This window comes from Algibacter sp., assembly GCF_039977455.1.
Classification (GTDB): domain Bacteria; phylum Bacteroidota; class Bacteroidia; order Flavobacteriales; family Flavobacteriaceae; genus Algibacter_B.
This window is the reverse complement of sequence record NZ_JBDWDG010000013.1, coordinates 98,985-117,112: the sequence shown is the minus strand read 5'-3', so window position 1 is coordinate 117,112 and position 18,128 is coordinate 98,985. Positions and strand designations below refer to the sequence as shown.

At 33.1% G+C, this 18,128-nt stretch carries 16 protein-coding genes; 1 reads left to right on the top strand and 15 read right to left on the bottom strand.

Annotated elements, in window-relative coordinates:
- Positions 1-441: 441 nt before the first annotated feature.
- From ABJM36_RS04750 to ABJM36_RS04690, 13 genes are all read right to left on the bottom strand, one after another.
- On the bottom strand, positions 442-1,605 hold the full coding sequence (locus ABJM36_RS04750) for a pentapeptide repeat-containing protein (RefSeq protein WP_348449711.1): 1,164 nt from the start codon (positions 1,603-1,605) through the stop codon (positions 442-444).
- Positions 1,606-1,836: 231 nt separating this feature from the next.
- A complete protein-coding gene (locus ABJM36_RS04745) occupies positions 1,837-2,922 on the bottom strand; it encodes a hypothetical protein (RefSeq protein ID WP_348449709.1) in 1,086 nt (361 codons plus the stop codon).
- 1 nt (position 2,923) lies between these two features.
- Positions 2,924-3,274: a hypothetical protein gene (locus ABJM36_RS04740; protein WP_348449707.1), complete on the bottom strand. Its 351-nt coding sequence runs from the start codon at positions 3,272-3,274 to the stop codon at positions 2,924-2,926.
- A 19-nt stretch (positions 3,275-3,293) separates the two neighbouring features.
- Positions 3,294-3,962 (bottom strand): hypothetical protein, encoded by a 669-nt coding sequence (locus tag ABJM36_RS04735; protein ID WP_348449705.1) that lies wholly within the window; start codon positions 3,960-3,962, stop codon positions 3,294-3,296.
- 510 nt (positions 3,963-4,472) lie between these two features.
- Complete coding sequence (locus tag ABJM36_RS04730; protein WP_348449703.1) at positions 4,473-5,315, bottom strand: hypothetical protein; 843 nt, start codon at positions 5,313-5,315, stop codon at positions 4,473-4,475.
- A gap of 6 nt (positions 5,316-5,321) precedes the next feature.
- Positions 5,322-5,993 (bottom strand): hypothetical protein, encoded by a 672-nt coding sequence (locus tag ABJM36_RS04725; protein ID WP_348449701.1) that lies wholly within the window; start codon positions 5,991-5,993, stop codon positions 5,322-5,324.
- Positions 5,994-6,399: 406 nt separating this feature from the next.
- The gene (locus tag ABJM36_RS04720; RefSeq protein ID WP_348449699.1) at positions 6,400-7,362 is read right to left on the bottom strand and encodes a DUF4625 domain-containing protein; all 963 of its coding nucleotides are present in this window, start codon (positions 7,360-7,362) and stop codon (positions 6,400-6,402) included.
- Between the two features lie 115 nt (positions 7,363-7,477).
- Entirely contained in the window at positions 7,478-7,957 is a 480-nt protein-coding gene (locus ABJM36_RS04715; protein ID WP_348449697.1) for a DUF4625 domain-containing protein, read from the bottom strand.
- Between the two features lie 56 nt (positions 7,958-8,013).
- Positions 8,014-8,805, bottom strand: coding sequence for a DUF4625 domain-containing protein (locus ABJM36_RS04710; RefSeq protein ID WP_348449695.1), 792 nt, complete (start codon positions 8,803-8,805; stop codon positions 8,014-8,016).
- 45 nt (positions 8,806-8,850) lie between these two features.
- On the bottom strand, positions 8,851-11,172 hold the full coding sequence (locus ABJM36_RS04705; RefSeq protein ID WP_348449693.1) for a TonB-dependent receptor: 2,322 nt from the start codon (positions 11,170-11,172) through the stop codon (positions 8,851-8,853).
- An 815-nt stretch (positions 11,173-11,987) separates the two neighbouring features.
- Positions 11,988-12,887 (bottom strand): GTP-binding protein, encoded by a 900-nt coding sequence (locus tag ABJM36_RS04700; protein WP_348449691.1) that lies wholly within the window; start codon positions 12,885-12,887, stop codon positions 11,988-11,990.
- A gap of 157 nt (positions 12,888-13,044) precedes the next feature.
- Complete coding sequence (gene folE, locus ABJM36_RS04695) at positions 13,045-13,710, bottom strand: GTP cyclohydrolase I FolE (protein ID WP_348449689.1); 666 nt, start codon at positions 13,708-13,710, stop codon at positions 13,045-13,047.
- On the bottom strand, positions 13,700-14,104 hold the full coding sequence (locus tag ABJM36_RS04690; RefSeq protein WP_348449687.1) for a MerC domain-containing protein: 405 nt from the start codon (positions 14,102-14,104) through the stop codon (positions 13,700-13,702). The genes folE and ABJM36_RS04690 overlap by 11 nt, the downstream gene beginning before the upstream one ends.
- Positions 14,105-14,185: 81 nt before the next feature.
- Between ABJM36_RS04690 and ABJM36_RS04685 the strand changes: the two genes are divergently transcribed.
- Positions 14,186-14,569 (top strand): transcriptional regulator, encoded by a 384-nt coding sequence (locus tag ABJM36_RS04685; protein ID WP_348449685.1) that lies wholly within the window; start codon positions 14,186-14,188, stop codon positions 14,567-14,569.
- A gap of 158 nt (positions 14,570-14,727) precedes the next feature.
- On the opposite strand, the gene ABJM36_RS04680 is transcribed toward ABJM36_RS04685, so the two are convergent.
- Both ABJM36_RS04680 and ABJM36_RS04675 read right to left on the bottom strand, forming a co-directional pair.
- A complete protein-coding gene (locus ABJM36_RS04680) occupies positions 14,728-16,011 on the bottom strand; it encodes a peroxidase, FMP-type (RefSeq protein WP_348449683.1) in 1,284 nt (427 codons plus the stop codon).
- A gap of 183 nt (positions 16,012-16,194) precedes the next feature.
- Positions 16,195-17,844, bottom strand: coding sequence for an FAD-dependent oxidoreductase (locus tag ABJM36_RS04675; protein ID WP_348449681.1), 1,650 nt, complete (start codon positions 17,842-17,844; stop codon positions 16,195-16,197).
- Positions 17,845-18,128 lie beyond the last annotated feature (284 nt).

Sequence of the window (18,128 nt, the reverse complement as noted above, 5' to 3'; positions counted from 1 at the left end):
CCCATTAATTTAGGGTATGAATTATAATAAAGTTGTTTAGGAGAATTATTATAAAGGAGGAGTAAAAATAAAACTACTTCTTCGTTTAAAAAGGCAAAACAAAGAAGAGTTATAAACAAGTAATTAACACTATGGTTAAAAGCGAGTTACAATTAAGATATATATCTTTTTAAACAAGCCTTATAAATAAACAAGTCATTTCACACACATTATGCTTCCCTCCTACGTCGTCGCATAAAAAGTGTTCCATTAACATTGTAGAAGAAACTTTTAGAAGAAATTTTTTTAAGAAACTTAAGAAGAACCTTTCGCTTTTAACCAAAGCTCAGGTTACATAACGCAGAACATTATAGTACATTTTATAACAATTAGCGAAATAGCGCTTTTGGGCGATATTTGACATAATGAGTTTTCGGTAGTATTCGATAATATCTAACTTTATTATTCTTTATACAACGAATTAAATGCATTAATATGACTTTCGTATAGTGCAGAAACATCAAAATCATAATAAACTACTGTCATTTTACCAAATTGTGAAATATTTGATCTCAAATTCTTAACAGACTTAGGAGCATAGTCATATCTATCATATAATCTATAAAGTGGCTTTTGTTTATATTGATAATTCTTTCCTAATGTTTCAACAAGACTTAAATGATAATTCTCATAATTGCTTTTCGCCAAATTTTCGAATTTAATCTTCACTCTTTTTAATTCTATAAAAGCTTGATCTATATTAGAAAATGTTTTATTGCCAATGTTACCTTCAATTTTTAGTGATTTCTCAAAGCTATCATCATAAGTGCATTCAACAAAAGAGTTAAAACTAAAATTTGCTTCATCAGAGATTAAGTTATTAATATCACAGCCTTTAAATATAGCTCCGTCGAACCTTGTATTTTTAAAATCCAAGTTTTCAAATTTACAATTTTCAAATCTCGTTGGTGAAAATATTTTTAAATCAAATTCTTCCAAGCTTTCATCATTTATAAAAGGGTTATTTGTAGCTTCTGATTGAAAAGTACAATTAATAAAAGTACTATTAGAAAAATCTACATTAAAAAAATTTGTGCTATTAAAGTTCACACTTCTAAATTCAATTCCTCTAAATATTTCTGGTTCATTGATAAAGTATCCTCCATTAAGATTTACACCTGAAACAGTAATAATTTCTGTAGAGTCTTTAGCTATAATTTTTTTTGAAGAAACATATTCCTTAAAAGCCTCTTGTAATACTGGACTTGCAAAAGCTTCACCACTTTGTAGTTTTAACCTACTTGATCTAATATTATCAGATAGTATTTGTTCTCTAAAAAAATTATTCTGTTTTTCAATCAAATCATTTTGATCCAACAAAATATTATTTTGTAAATGCAAAATAAAAATACTAATTAATGCAATAATGCCTCCAGTACCGGCGACAACACCTGGAGAGAAAAAAATTCGCCATATTAATGCTTTCTTAGATGACGTAATTCGTCCGTCACCTTTTGACCATTTTTTATTTCGAAATAAATAATTTGTAATTACTTGAATTGGTCTATGTTCTTGTTCAATTAATTTTTCCTCAATTTCATTTAACCTTTTGTTAGTTTCATTCATATTTAATTTATTAAATTAAGAGATAATCTTTTTTTTTGATAAAAAAAAGAAACAAAAAAATCATGACTGCATAAACTTTTGGAAACATTGTAACTCGTTAAGATTGCTTTGAAATTCGTTGCGTATTTAAAACTATTAAGAAACTTTATCGTTTTGCTTCTCGTATAATTTTAATATTCTGTATAATCTGACACAATAATTCATAATCTATTTATATTTTATTTGTTATTTTTAATTAAGCTTTACTTTACTGTTTCCTGTGTTAATCCCCCAATGAATACCAAAAATGGTTAAAAGATTATCCTCTGTTACCGTAAAATCTTTTCCAAAGCCACCACTAAAACTAATATCCTTATTTATAATAAATTTTACAGTTCCAACAGATCGCTCGCTGCTAAAAGAGCCAATTCGTGAAATATATTCATACCCAAAAGCGATCCTTCCAAATTCAAAATCTATTTTTCCCCCAAGGTCACGATAGTAACTTGTAAAGTAATCTGTCTGGTTCATAGAGTTGAAACCGTCCTCAATATACCGCGCAGTAATGAAAAAGTTAAAATAATTATTAGTCTTGGCATCACTTCCTTCATTTAATATCAAACTCGTTTCCGATGTTAACCAAGCACCAAAACGTTTTGCTGTTGCTGCTGAAATCGCATTATCCTTGAATAAGGTACTGTAACCCATAGCAACATCTAATCGAAATATAGGTTTTATGGTTTTTTGAAAAGGTTCTATTAAGGCATTTATTTCATCTTGTTTTTCGTTGTAATACTTCTGAATAGCTTCTTCTCCTTCTTCTAAAACACTTACAGGCACAGTAATATTTGAAAGTGCCATAGCCATGCCAACTGTATTTTGATGTACTTTATCTTTATTATAAAATCGTAATAAGGTTGTTCTAACTCCTATGGAATAGGTTTTACGTTTACTAGTCAAACCTGAAAATTCTTTGTCCACAAAAGCAAAAGAAATATTTGTAGTATTCAAACCACTAAATGGGTTCTGCTTGATTTCTTTAGTAACAGGATCCTCCATAACTCCAATATATTTTTGGTAAGTTCGATCTCTCCGTTCTTGGTTAATTAAGAAATAAGGAGTGACTTCTACAGAGAGACTTTCACCAAAATTATTTAAGGCATGAATGGACAAAGCTTTAAAATTTCTTGGTGTATATATAGCAGTAGGTGTTTCCCCTAACAAAACAAATGCCGGACTCGAGTTGTTTGATAAGGTAAATTTACTTAAATCAACATTTTGACTATAACCATTAAAACTGATTGACCCTATTGCTAAAATTATAAATAGCTTTTTCATCTTATATTATCTTAAACTTTATAACAACGTAGGCCATAAACAACGTAGGGCTAATTTTTACTTTACTAGCTTCTATTTCTGGCGGAGTTGTTTCAGGTGAAATTATATTTAACACGTGAGTAGTTTCCATTATAGCATCAATATTACCTCCTGCAACGAAAAAATTTGAGACCACAGATAATACCTGTCCATCTATATCATTTATTAAACCTAGATCGACAGTGAAATTATTGGTGTGACTCTTTTTAATCATTTTGTCATCAAGGCTAACATTAGAGCCAACATTAGCCCCTGAGCTAATATTTACATTAAGTTTTATGCGCTCTCCAGCTAAGATTTCTATGGTTTTCATGTTTTAATGTTTTATGTTCTCATAACTTATTTGAATTAATAAACCTTAAAATAAGTGTATCAGTAAGCCATCCAACCAATTCACCTTTAGTGTTTTCGATAAATACATCTTTACAATTGGTCTCTGAATTCATCAATTTTCTTATATTTTCTAATATATCCCTTTCTTTTGCCCATACAATCTTATCTACCACACCCTTATTCTTTTCAACAAAAGCACTAATTTTTTCTTCTGTGTTAGCGGATGAAGTTTTTAACAATAAAGAATCATGGATTATATATAGTACTCTATTGTCATCACCAATTACAGGTAATCTTGTCTTTTCAATTCCAGCTAAAAAATCAATAATTTCCTTAATAGATTTATCTTCAATATCTTTCCATTTTTTAGCTACCATGGTCTTCTTTACTATCATTACCTGATTAACTTGAACATCATCCAAAATCTCTGGGGTAAGTTTGTCAATTATTTTTTCAAACCTATTACTAGCCGCCTCATAGTTTTCTTTGCCGAAATAAAAAGCTAAAACTACACCTACCCATGTACCGACGAGTGGAAGAAGAGAGGAATAAACTAACTGATAATCATCGTTATCCCCTTTCGAAATTATTACTGCCCCAACATAAACAAGGGCTATGATAGAAATTACAATTACTATTATTCCTAGCCAATCTCTAAATTCTTTCATAAAACTGTATTTTGATTATACTCAAAACAATACTATGGCTTATATCGAAGCCAAAACATACCCAATGGAGGTTAATTAATAAAATTTGCTATTGTAATTCTTTAATAGGGAGAGTTTAATCACTAATAATAAAGCGAATATCTAAATATACATAAAATATTTAAATTCCATTACACACATATTCCACTTCATTCTATCGTCGGTTCGTAAAAAGCGTGTTCCATTAACTATACAAAAGAAAGTTTTTAGAAGAAAAAAATAAGAAAAAGTAGTAATATAAACTTCGCTTTTACCAAAGCAAAGTTACATAACGCGGAACATTATATTACATTTCATAACAATTAACGAAATAGCATTTTTAGGCGATAATTGACATAATTACAGATTTAATGGCTTAGTCAAGTATCATAACTTTGTCAACGATCCTGCGGTTGATTATAGATAATACAACGAGATACACTAATATTAATGAAAAGAAAATCTGCAATCTGATGTAGATTTATAAGATTATCAATTTTCGTTCAATGCTAATTTATTTGAAACGGCATTGTATTGTTTTATTAAATTGTCTAAAGAAAAACTTTCTAAATCCTTTGAATTAATAATATTAGGATTTACCGAAATAAATAAATTAATCAAGGATTTCCAGTGATCTAATTCAACTATACCTTGATCTGAAATTAAATCTTCAATTTCTTCTTGTGAAAGTTTAATATGATTATAATTTCCAACTTTAAGTATGCAATTATAAAATTCATCGAGATAAACCTTTTTCCAATAATTTTTAATATTATCTAGCTTAACATTCTTTAAAATGGATGCGTAAGAATTAAGTGCTGCATGGTAAAGTCTTAAGTGCATTTGATTTCTTGCCTTTCCTCTTAGTATTTCAAATTTATGTAAATCAGTTCCATACATCCTATTTAATAACATATAATCATAGGATTCTATGGCTTTTGACCAAGAATTTGCGTCTTCTTGATCAATTGCTGTCTTTTTTTTTATTGCATAAGCATCATTTACACGCTTAAGTGTAATTTTAGGATTATATTTATTGTACTTTACAGGGTTTTTCATAGTGACCCATCCAACCGGACCAATTACATCTATTTCAAAAAATATATCCTTATTTTCCGGATTTGAGACGGGCTGAATTAAAGTAGCTGGATAGTTGGTTATATTGGCATTTGAAATTTGCAGATCTTCTAAGTAAATATTTATTTCTAAATTTAGATTATCAAGATCTTTAGTTTTTATTCCTGTATCAAAATTAATACGTACATTCAATTTTGTGTCTTGCCCAAATGTATATTGGATAAAAATCACTAAAAATATCAAAAGAAATTTTTTCATAATTATTTATTTTAAACGTTTAATTTCTATTTTGCCTTGAGTGTATGATCTTAGGGAAGCTATACCTGAAAAAGGAATATCCCTAGGCTTAAAATCAGCTTTTTCTAATATTAATCGATTATACTCATCTGCCATTTTTTTTTCAATAAGAAGTGAGAATTCCCCTTTTTTAGTTGTCATACGAGAAATACTCAAATTTGGCTTGCTACTATGCTCCAATCGAATATAAGTTTTGTCTAACAATTCACTCCCATCTTCTGATATTACAATACCTTTGATAACATAATGATTTTTATAAGTTTTTAAAAGTCCAAATCCAGAAGTTAGAGTACAAAAAATAAAAATGTATAACACAAAATTTAATATGATTGGCCATTTTAGTATACCCGTATTTACCTCATTCCATTTATAAATTAATAGTGTAAAATATGTAAACATCATAATAAAGGAAATAATTATGAGGGTTTTCCAATCTGGCCAATAGATTAGTTCGTAAATTCCTAATCGCTCTAAATAGATATAAATCGAGGCACTAAATAAGCTGGCAAAAAAATTAAACAAGGATTTTAAATTAAAGCCTGGAATCTTAAAATGAATGTCTAGCTGTTTCAATTGCGAAATCCATGGAAAAGCTCCGATTAAAAACGACTCGAGTAATAATTGAAAACTATCATTCATTAATTATATTTTTAGAATTAATCATAGAGATTTTACGAGTATAAAAATAAACCTAATATGTAGTTAAGTTTGACACTAATACATACTTCAAACAACCAAGGTTAGGTTATTGAAAAAAAGCTATTAAAGGTATTAAGGAAGGATTAAATGCTAAAAATCAAGTAATTGTATTAAATATAATAAAAATATTTTAATTCTATACAACAAACATTAAACTTCTCTCCCACTTTCTTTTTGAGATAGCACTTTTTATAATAAAGTACGCTAAACAAATTAGGAATTTAATCACCACAACTCCTTTATACAGATAAGATATTTACCGGGTATGTGGCTTTAATAGTTGTATTAAAAAAAGCAGTGCCCAAACCTAATTACGACACTGCTTAATACATTATTATTATTATTATTATTCTATTATAATATCGAACTCAATATAATGAAATGTACCTTTTAGATAGGTATAATTATAATATACAAACCCATAATAATAGGTACCAGTTTCCCATGCTATATTTCCAGTAATTGGTGTAGCATCAGGGAAGTTATTATCTTCTTTAGCGCCAATTTCTAGAGGAACACCATATTGATTATGGTTGTTGAAATTGGTGTTATAACTATTGGACAATGACCTAACCTCATCAAAATCTGCGTGTTCTTTAACTTCTGTAACAATTACTTTAGAGAAATCAATAGCTTCTAAGGATTCTGGTTTATGATTTTGATTCTTTTTAATCAATAAACCATATAATATTCCGTCACCCTTAAGTTCCCCTATTTGTACCGATGACCAGATAGATTCTCCTGTACTAAAAAAGGCTTCTTCAGGGTTTCTAAATTCACCATTAGAGTAAAAATTATAATATCCTCCTGTGCCATTGACATCTATTTTGTCTACACCAAATAACTTCACATATGGATTTACCTCAGGGAAATCGGCTGCATCGATTAATTCAATATTTGTTATTTCCTCTAAAAACGTTCCATTTTGATCGGTAATAGTGAGTATAAAATCATAAATACCTTTAGGAGCATCGGCAGGAATATCAAAATGTTGGTGTACTTTGGCATTTTTTACACCGCTATATTTGTTCCAAACAATTTCAAAAGACCAATCGTTGGAATACGTTTCATCACTTTTTTGTTCTATATTTATTTTAACCGTTTCAATAAGCTCTCCAGCTAATATTTCGGCATTAAAATGAAAATCTTCTCCTACAACTCCAAGTTCGCTATTAAATAGCCCCACTTCGACTTCTGAAACAGTTGGTGATACTAAGACAACATCCTCATCTTCATTACTGTTACATGAGCTAAATAAAAGTATTAGTAAAAGTGTTGGAACCAGTGAAATCTGTACTTTATTTTTCAATTTTAAAAGCATTTTAAATTAATTTTCATGTTTTCGAATGGTGTAAAAAACCTTAGCGTATTTTTGTTTAAACCGCTAAAAACATTCAAAAACTAAGGTGTTTATGGTATGATGATTATTCTATTATCTTTATATCTATAGAAGTTCTACTCTGCCAACCGGTAACATCGGTCACGGAGTAGGCACAGTGATAATCGCCGGTATCTATATCATTGGGTATGGTAACAGAAATATTGAATTCATAACTGGTCAAACCTCCTTCAATCGTATAGTTTTCTACAAAGATTAACGGGTTTACAGATTGCTTAATTGGTTCTAATTCACATTCGGCCAATTGATCATCATGTGTATGATGGTCAAAATTATGATGAATATCAATGCTATAAGCAGCCAACTCGTCATTATCGGTGACCATAGCTCTAAAATTATACGTTTCTCCTTTGGTCAATACTGCGCAACCTTGTGGAAAACCACCTGTATAATCAATAGTAATGGTTGGTTTTTCTTCATCGATTTCTACACTATTATCACTGGAACATGCACCAGTTACTAGTAAAATTGACAAACAATAGAAATATTTTAATGTTGACTTCATATCTAAGTTTTATAACCGCATAGGGCCTATATCCACTATGCGGTTTTGTTTTGTTATTACGCGGTAATATCTATGTGGGTTTCATACGCTTTGGTATTCCCGTCCTCATCCTCAACAGTAAAAAGCATATGATATTCACCGGCAGGTGCAGTTGCTGGTACATCAATATGCTGATGGAATTCAACCTCTGTTTCTTCGTGGTATCCTTCTAAATATTCCGTTTCAAAATCCCACTCTTGTTCATCTTCTGCAAGGTCAAGACCATGTGCATGAATATCAACAGTAATACTATGAATACCGTTAACGGCAAGGATCATAAATTCTGCGTGAAAATCTTCACCTCTGGCAACACTGCTATCAATTGAAAAATTACTTAAAGTAATGGTGTCCATTATTTCAATATGGCCTTCTACTTCTGTGCTGTTTCCGAGTGCATCGATAACCAGAAGTTCAATATGATATTCCCCTGACGGAATATTTGATGGTACATCTACATGCTCATGAAAAGTAGGGTTGATAACCATGTAATCGGCATCTGTAAATACTTGTTCAAATTCCCATTCTACTTCACCTTCCGCTAACTCTACATCATGTGAATGAATAGAAAGTGTAATACTACTTACGGTTGCCTCTGCAATAATTTCTGCTTCCAAATGAATATCCGATCCTTTGTAGGCTACTTGCTCTGTTGAATGCGAGCTACCTTCACCATATTCAAAATTGGTGATTTCAGGAACGCTCAATGCAATGATACTGTCATCATCACTACTACATGATTGTAAAAAGAGTCCGATAGAAGCAACGATTGCTAAAAATTTTAAATTTGATTTCATACTAATTGTTCTCATGGTACTTAATTTTAATTTGATTACTGATTTATGATTATTAATTGTTTAAAAAGGTATTGTTAGCGATAAAGAGATATTTCTACCGGCTTCGGGAACATCTATAAGTCTGTAAAAACTGGTATGATTAAAATATTTGGTATCGAAAACATTATTGAGTTTTACCCGCATTTTTACTGGTAAATTGTTTTTGAACACCTCCATTTCCGTTAAAAAAGACATATTTAGAACCTGAAAGCCATCGGTTTTTTCCTCTGGAGGAACAATTTCTTCTTGGGCCGCCGTTATTCTAAAATCTGCTATCAATTGCGGATTTTTGAAAAATAAGAGCGTGTTAAACTGGTATGTTGCAGATAGCAGTGTTGATAACGGCGGAGAAAACGGTAGTGTAAACCCCTCTTTGGGACCACTAGTCTGTCTAGAATACACATATTCCACAGAGGCATCTAACTGTAAATTGTTAACAATTGTAGTACTTGCATTAAACTCTCCTCCTATCCTAAAAACCTTTGCTTGCGTGTACTCGTAAATTTGAATGGTTTCGTAATAGCTTGATGTAGGATTGAGGTAAATATAATTTTGAAAAATATTAACGAACGGACTAACGCCTACACGGAAAGACTCTGCTGTATGGTCTACGGAAAGATCTAATTGATATGATATTTCTGGATCTAGATCTAGATTTCCTTTCTCAAAACGATACATGTGATAGTTAACCCCATCCGAAGCCAATTCGTTGGCTAAAGGCATTCTAAAACTTCTACCAACATTTACCTTATAACTGGTTTTATTGTCAATATAACTCACCCCTAAAGAAGCACTAAGGCTACCAAAATCCAAAGTTTTGTTTTTAGATCGTTGCAGGTGAATGTATGATGTGGAACCATCGTCATTATTTACCGTGGACGGGTACCAATCATAATACGCTTTAGTCGCTACCCTGCCCACGTCATAGCGCAAACCTGCCAAAACATGAAAATCATTATGAATTTCAAATTGATCGTAGGCAAATATACCAGCGGTAAAACGATTGTATTCTGGTATTAAAAAACCCCATCCGCCAATATTGTTATTCTGATACTCCGTATTTAAACCCACTACCATATCATGTTCCTCGGTTGGTTTAAAGGCATCTCTGAAATTTAAGGAGTAGGTGTTTTTAATGAATAGCCTTTCTTTAGTATCCGGAGGTGTTGGCATATACCCATGCGGAACAGGTTCTGAATGCTCTTCCCTATTATTGTTCTGGTAACCGAGGTCTAACTGTAATTTATGTTCCCCTAAGTCTATAGCTGTATTGTTCGTTATTTTAAAATGGTTTACCTTATGATAAGGCAGGTCTATATCCCTATTAGAGCTATCATAATCTATACTAGAGGTGCGTACCTCTAAACCGTGTGCGTTGGCAAAGAATCCGTTTTTCGCATTTACATTACTGAACACGGTTTCAGTTTTTATGTTATCGGTTACATAACCAATACTAGCACTTGCATCTGCTTCGTACCCAGCCGTATTCCTTAGGTTATTCTCGTGTAATTCAAAAATGTAGTTTTCATAATTGATTCTATCTGCGGGAACCTTATAATCGGCATAGTCCCTATAGGTTAACCGTCCGCGATAAAACCACTTGTCCTTTCTTGAGGTAATACCAGCAGAAATACCCAAAAGATCATTATTGCTTTCTCCAAGAATATTAACCTCTCCACCAAATGAATTTGGTAATGGAATTTTGTTTTGCTGTATATCTACTACACCCGCAATGGCATCTGATCCATAAAGTAAGGAAGCCGGACCTTTAATAATTTGAATATGGTCAATGCCATGTTGGTCGATTTCCAAACCATGGTCATTTCCCCACTGCTGTGCTTCGTGCTTTATACCGTTTTGAAGCACTGCCACCCTATTAAAACCTAAGCCACGAATAACAGGCTTGGATTGACCAGAACCAATATTGATAGTACTTACTCCAGGGATTTTACTTAACGTCTGCATTAAGCTATTTTCCCTGTTTTTATTAAGGAACTCTTCATAGATAGAAGTCGAAACTATGGGAATTTCCATAGCCTTTCTTTGTTGGGTTTTCCCGTTAATATTTACCTCGTCAAGTACCGAAGCAGACTCCTGTAAAAAGACCTTAACTTCACTCAGGTTTGGATCAACGTCAACCTTTACTGTTCTAGGTTCGCAACCAATATGGGTTACGGTAAAACTGTATGTGCCTTCAACTACATTATTAATGGTAAAAGCACCGTTTGCCGATGAAACGGCGTAAAGTGTTTCGCCAACGATACTCGCACCTTGTGCTGGTGATAAGTCGTTAGCGTGTAAAACAATTCCTTTTATTTGAAATGTATCTTGAGCAATTGCCATTGAGCACAGACTAAAACATAGCCATGTACCCAGCATTTTATAAAACATATGGATATACTATAAGTGTTTAATAGTTATTCTTGATAAGAACCAGAAAAACCTATACATAAAGCTATTTAAGCTAAATTCAATACCGTTGTTTACCACCGTTTTCGGTAATAAACTCATTTCAATTTTAACTCACGGATATGTATAGAGACTTATAGCTTAAAAGGCGGAGGTCTAGAAAAAGAGGCCCTTATAATAAAACTTTTAACAGGGAAATAATTATAGTTATTGATGATTTGGCGCCCAATAATGGGTAAATCTTCTAGTAGAAAGTCATATGCCTCTGCGGCAGTTATGGGTATTAAATTATGACTAACCGCATAGTAACAAATCGAACAGCTGTCATTTTCATTGGCATCATCTATATGTGAAACAGCATGTATGCCTGTCAATTTCATAGCTAGAAAAAGAACAAGCAAAAAACAGCTGATATTGATGTTAAAACGACTAGGCTTCATTAAAATGCAAATGAAATTGGGTTTGTGAAATACCGTTATTCAAAGCGCGAATATATTATCTATTTTCTAATATTGCAACTAAGTTGCATTAATAATTTCAACTAACTTTTCCCCTATGCTACAAAGTATATTTTAATTTTATTAATGAATTAGACTTCTATGTTTGCCTCACTCCTGTTATTAACGATTGCTGCAACTTTAACTCTTTTTTGTTATGATGAACATGCTTAAGTAAAGCTATTTTTCCGGCTTTTTTCTAAGCATCCACCTAAAACGGTAACAGGCAATTTTTTAATGTGTTCAATATATTTATAATGCCAGACTTAATTTTATTGCTTTTTCTAAATTATCTGGTGAGCTACCGGGACCAATAGTTAATAGTTTGGAACCAGTTATTGGCACGCCTCTGAATGGCCTTATAAAGACATTACCATCTGGTGTTCTTTCAAAATACGTGTGGTTTGTTTCATTACCTATTTTAGTACAGCCTTTAACCCTTAAAATACTTTTAGGTAATTGTTTACAAATTTTTTCAATGCTTTCTAAATTTGGTAATACAGGTAAATCTATAGAGCATGACGACCAATGTGCTTTTTGGTGGTCAAACTTATCGGTGACGTTTTGGTTTGGAAGCAATTCAGGAAGTAGGGAAATATCCAAATCATCAATGGTTACAATTTTAGCTTGTGGATTCCGAGCCCGTATTTCCTTTTTAACCAATGCATGTCTACATTTTGTTGTGTTCTCTAAATGTGTTAGAATAAGCAACGAAGAAACTTGGATTTGGTTTAATTCCAATTCATTGTGTTCTCCCCTATTTTGCCAATTTTTCACATCGACTACAGAAATTTGGATAGGCGGTAAAAAACGCTCATTTAGACCTACACCAAGAAATTCCATTAGAGAGCAAGCATCAGAAGTTCCGTTGGCTTCAATTAATGTAATTCCCTTTTTTCTTTCAGGTATTCTATTTACGGTATTTCTAAGCTCTACAATACCGCTACAACAAATGCAGCTGCCACTTAGGGCTTTAATAGATTGTAATTCCAATCTTTCAATTAACTGTTGGGCGTCAAGATTTGCGTTTTCATAATCGTTTAGAATTACAAATGGGTTCCAACCCCTGTCAAGAGAACTGTTTATTAAGTACTTTAATAAGGTTGTCTTACCTGCTCCTAAAAAACCTACTATGGTAATTATGGCTTCCATTTTACAAATTATTTCTGTTGTTCTGGCGAATAGTTATTAAATTATTACCAATGATAATAACTTGGTTTATGAGAAGCAAAATTATTACTCTATAGTATGATGTTTTACCAAAAAAATCCCTCATTGTTTTCTTCACAGCTAAGATAAGACCTTAGTACTATACGCTTTCCTGTTCTATAATTTTCAAGAATTCATTTCGTATGGATGGCTCTTTAAAACAACCACCATACTCCAAGGTAGTGGTAAAACTGCTCTGATCCTTTATACCTCTAGAGGATACACAAAGATGTTTTGCGGTAACGGAAACAATAACGTCCTCCGTGTCCAAAACACATTGTAAATCATTTAATATCTGAAGTACCAATCTTTCTTGAACTTGTGGACGTCGAGCATAATAATCTACTAAACGATTAATTTTAGATAGTCCAATAACCTTGTCCTTAGGCACATATGCAACGTGTGCATGCCCAATTATGGGTAAAAAATGATGTTCGCAGGCAGAGTCTATAGTAATATTCTGCTCTACTAACATTTTTTTGTAACCGTATTTATTTTCAAAAGTGGACAGTTTAGGTTTATTTACCGGATTTAAACCGTAGAATAACTCTTTAACGTACATTTTTGCGACTCTATATGGAGTTCCAGATAAGCTATCATCTGTCAAGTCTAGCCCCATTTCTTCCATAATCATTTTAAAATGATGCTGAATATTTTTAATTTTTTCATCATCAGATTTATCAAAGGCATCTTCACGAAGAGGAGTTTTAATACTCATTGAAAAATGATTGTCCCCTAGCGATTCTATTTGTTCTTTATTGTTCATTTACGCAGCATTTATTCGTATTACAGTGACAGTATTTTCTATTGTATAAATGCAATGCAACCAAGGCTATTGATGGAATATAAATTAACGCTTCCGGTAAATGCAGTGCTTCTACTTTTTCGTTTAAAATAATTCCCGCTAATATTACCCAATTTATCCATAATACAGGCTTGATCCATTTAATACTTGTCGTTTTTGTAGACCAATAAATAGCCAAAAAGGAAATGCTAAGGAAAACGTAGTCCATTAATTTCCACCAGTTAGGTGGTGTGTCACAACAAGTTGTTGAACTTGCTTGAGCTAGAAAAATAAAAGGGGTGGCAACACAATGCACAAGACATAAGGTACTGGATAAAGTACCCAAGATATCTGATTTTTTTTTAATTAATATCATTAATTATATAGTTAATACAACTGAGTTGCAAATGTAGATATAATATTTGTTATTGCAACAAGGTTGCGTTATATTTTTTTTATGGGAATCGTTAGAAAAACCAAAGCCGTAGAAGTGTTACTTAATGAATTTAAAATGAATTCTGTAGCTATTTCTGCCAAGTTACTTATTGATAAACTTGGAGGTAGATTTAATAAAACTACCATTTACGGGGTTTTGGACAAATTGGAAGAGGATGCTGTTCTGCATTCATTTTTAGGAAAAGACGGACTTAAATGGTATGCAAAATGTAACAATTGTTCAACTGCAGAGCATAAAGACGTTCATCCACATTTTCAATGTCTTAGTTGTGGAAAAGTAGATTGCTTAACCGTTAGCGTAGATTTGCCCAAATTACCAAACAGAAAAATAGAATTCTTTCAATTATTAATACAAGGAAAATGTGAAGATTGTGTTGTTTTATGAAAATTATAAGTCAAACAATTCATTGAAATTTACACTAAGTCTTCCTAAACAGTAGTTTCATTTACAAAATACACCATTCTCATTTTAATTAAGGCTCAACAACAACCTATTTTGTTGTTATTGAGCCAATAGCCCAAGGGATATTATAGTGTTTTGAATTAACCATGATGTGAATGCCCCATTGGACAAACAATTGCGGGAGGTCTTTCGTTTTCTTCATTAGGGTCTTTCTTAGGTAATTCAATTGCTTTAAGGCGTTTGTTTTTTGGAATGTCCTTCTCGCGTCGTAATGTGTTAACTTGGATGTGAGGCCAGCGCGTAGTCCCGCCACTAGAACCAAACATGAACTCGAAATCTACGATTTGCTCGTACTGCAATTGATCTATAAGCTTTCCGCTTTCTTCGTCGTAAACCTCTTCCAGCCACATACGGAACCGCATCCGGACAACTCGGCAGTAGCGCTCGATCATCGCATTGTTTACTATACCACCTTGAAGACCAGTGTCATGGAAGGTATCCAACTCGATAAGGTCGTACTTTTTGAAGCGCAGTCCATTGTTGGCATCAATCAACTTGAGATTAGGCTGAACAGTAAAAGGAAATTTAGAACCGAATTGGTCATAGTTAAAAATCTTTTGGATGTAGGCGCGCCCACTATTTACGCCTCGAAATTCAGGTTCTGCTTGTGGGGCTTGGTCTTCCCGAGAAAGTTTTGTCCAGTCCGGCTTGTCCCGCGATCCAGCAATAAGGTCATTCTGAGGATTTATACCCATGGTTGGAGACACGGCTAGATATTGCGGTTCCCAAAGATCGGCAATGTGAGGCGCTTTACCTTCAATATTGGATTCTGTTATATTACCGGTTAAGTGGATGGTTGTACCGTGAGGAATCACACCAGACCGCGAGATGGTATGAGGCGCTACGAATTGGGGGCCTAATTGTCCCGGGCCCATTACGGGTTCAGCACCGTCAGTTTTCACGGATTCGGCATCTGAGTGATGACTGAACATACTTCGGGGGTTTTGATAAGGGCCATCTGGATCCCAAGGCATTTTGTTGTCGCCCAACCAAAGGTACATGCCGTCCTCGAAATGTTGGAGTAAATTATTATTGTCAAGAATGGCCGTCTCATATTTAATGGCTCCGTTAAACTGCTCATTGGATCCAGCTCGATTGCGCACGGCTGCGTTTATTTGAGTGAACTTAAGCTGTTCCCTGTACTCCTGTGATTTGAAGTGGAAAACGCCAAAGACAGTCTCTGCAGAAGTGCCAGGAGATGGCATAGGAGTGGTGTGCAGGCCCGTAGGACCGCCTTCCCAGTTAACCCAAATACCATTGAGTTTTTCCAAAATACCGAACTGCGCCCCGTTGTTTGCTCCTGCGGGCTGCCCTACCTCCCATTCTTTATAGGGTTTCACCGAAGATTCTTGTTTTTTTTTCATAATAACTTGCTTTAAAATATTAGTACTCTTCTTGCTTTGATTGTTTCGAAAAAAAATAAATATCCCCACCTATAATAAATACATCATAAATTACTATAATTCATAGCTTTACAAGTATTAACTAACATTTATAAACGCTAGCTACTCAAGGTTTAAAACTTATTGTTGTGTAGTTACAAATAATTAATTATTGGAATCTAGTTTCAGGCAACCTGTGAATTCATCTGTAATGTTTATCAAATCAAATTCGGCTAATACCAAATCGGTAGAACGTATGGCCCCATTAACCCAACCTTGCATATCGGACCAAGCTTCGTTGCAGCTAAAAATGTCTTCGTTATTAACCAATCTCACCATTCTTGAAATCACTTTTTTATCATCGGCATTTTGTCCCCATTGGTGATATGCATATCCAAAATGATCTTCACCATCCCAATTACGGAAAGTGGTTAGTATAGGTTTTGGTATTACATGTGTATTGAATAATTGTTTAAATTGTTTTAAAGCTTCATCAACAACAGCTTGGGATGCCGCAAATAATGTTTTAGGTTCCTGGCTATGTTCCTTTTGAAGTTTAGAATCAAATAAAGGCCCTACATTTTGTAAACCTTGCCAGAAATTAGTATTGTTATAATCGCAGTAAATTGTTAAAGCCGCTGGTTTAGAATTGGAAGGACCATCAACCGGGTAAAATGGATATACGGCATTAATTGGTAAATCTGTAAATGAAGGGCCAAAATTTATTGGTGGTTGACCTGTGTCTCCATTACGCCACCAAGGTTCATTGAAATACAGATTAATTTTTAATAAACGCATATTAACTATTGAATGAATATCCTCCCAAATTTGTTTTGCATTTTTAGCTTTATGAAGCACTGGAGAATCTTCAAATAGTTGTGACATGGCATTACTGGCGATAGCTAAAATTATTTTAGAACCTTCAATCTGGATTTTGTTTTTGTTGTCCATAAAATAATGACCATGTTCCGGTGTTGGAGCTATCTCCAATTGATACTTATCTTTATTTGATTTGGTAATGCTATTAACATTTATGCTAGTATGAATGGCTCCCCCCATTTTCTCTACCTCAACTTTAAGCGCATCGGTAAGAGTACTAAATCCATATTTAAAAGTATAATAATGTGGGTTTTTAGGAAAATCTTCTAATATTTGCCATGCTTCACCAGCACTTACAGATGATAAAAATGGCGCCTGAAACCCTACTGTATCAACCAACATTTTTATACACTCTTGTGAATAGCCCATATCTCTAATTAGTCCACCTAATTGCCATTTATTGAGTGTAATGCTTTTCCATTTAAATTTAAGACGGAAATCTTGCCAAAACTCTGGGGTTGGATTTGATGGCGCTCCATCAATACCATTTGCTTTTAAAATACGGTTGTAAATAATACTTAAAATAGTACCTGGACTCTGGTTTTGTTCTGGAGGTAAGAGGTCGTATAAGGCTGCCCAAATGGCATTGTTATTATTCGCAGCTTCTTCTGCTGTAAAACTATGCCCGCGAACAAAAAAACGATTTGTTGTCATTGGGAAATCTACAATTTGGTCACAAAGGTTCAAGCCATGAAACAAAGACATTAACTCTGTCATTTCGTAAGTAAATCGCATTCCTCCTTCTTCATCCCTAACAATGGTTTCTTTTCCAATTTTTATTAAATCGGTATCCAAACGACCTCCTGTTCGGTTTAGACGCTCTATAATGGTAACTTTTAATTTTGGATGCTTTCTAAGTAATCTCCATGCCGCATAAAGTCCAGAAACTCCAGCTCCTACAATAATAATATCTGATGTTTTTGCAACGTCTTTCATTTTGGTTAGTTCGTTAGGTTATACAATAAACAATGTCATGGCTTAAGTTAAAAACCATATACCACATAGTGGATAATTATTAAAATGTTGCTATTGTAAACGCTAATTGGGAGAGCTAATCAATAAATATAAAATGATTGCAATAAATATAAGAAAAATATTTCAATTATCATTCAATATATCTTCCATTTCCCTCTTTACATTAATTCGTAAAGGAGTGTGTCATTAACTTTGTAAATTTATGATTTGAGTTAACATTTAGGAAAATGTTTGATATTTGCTAC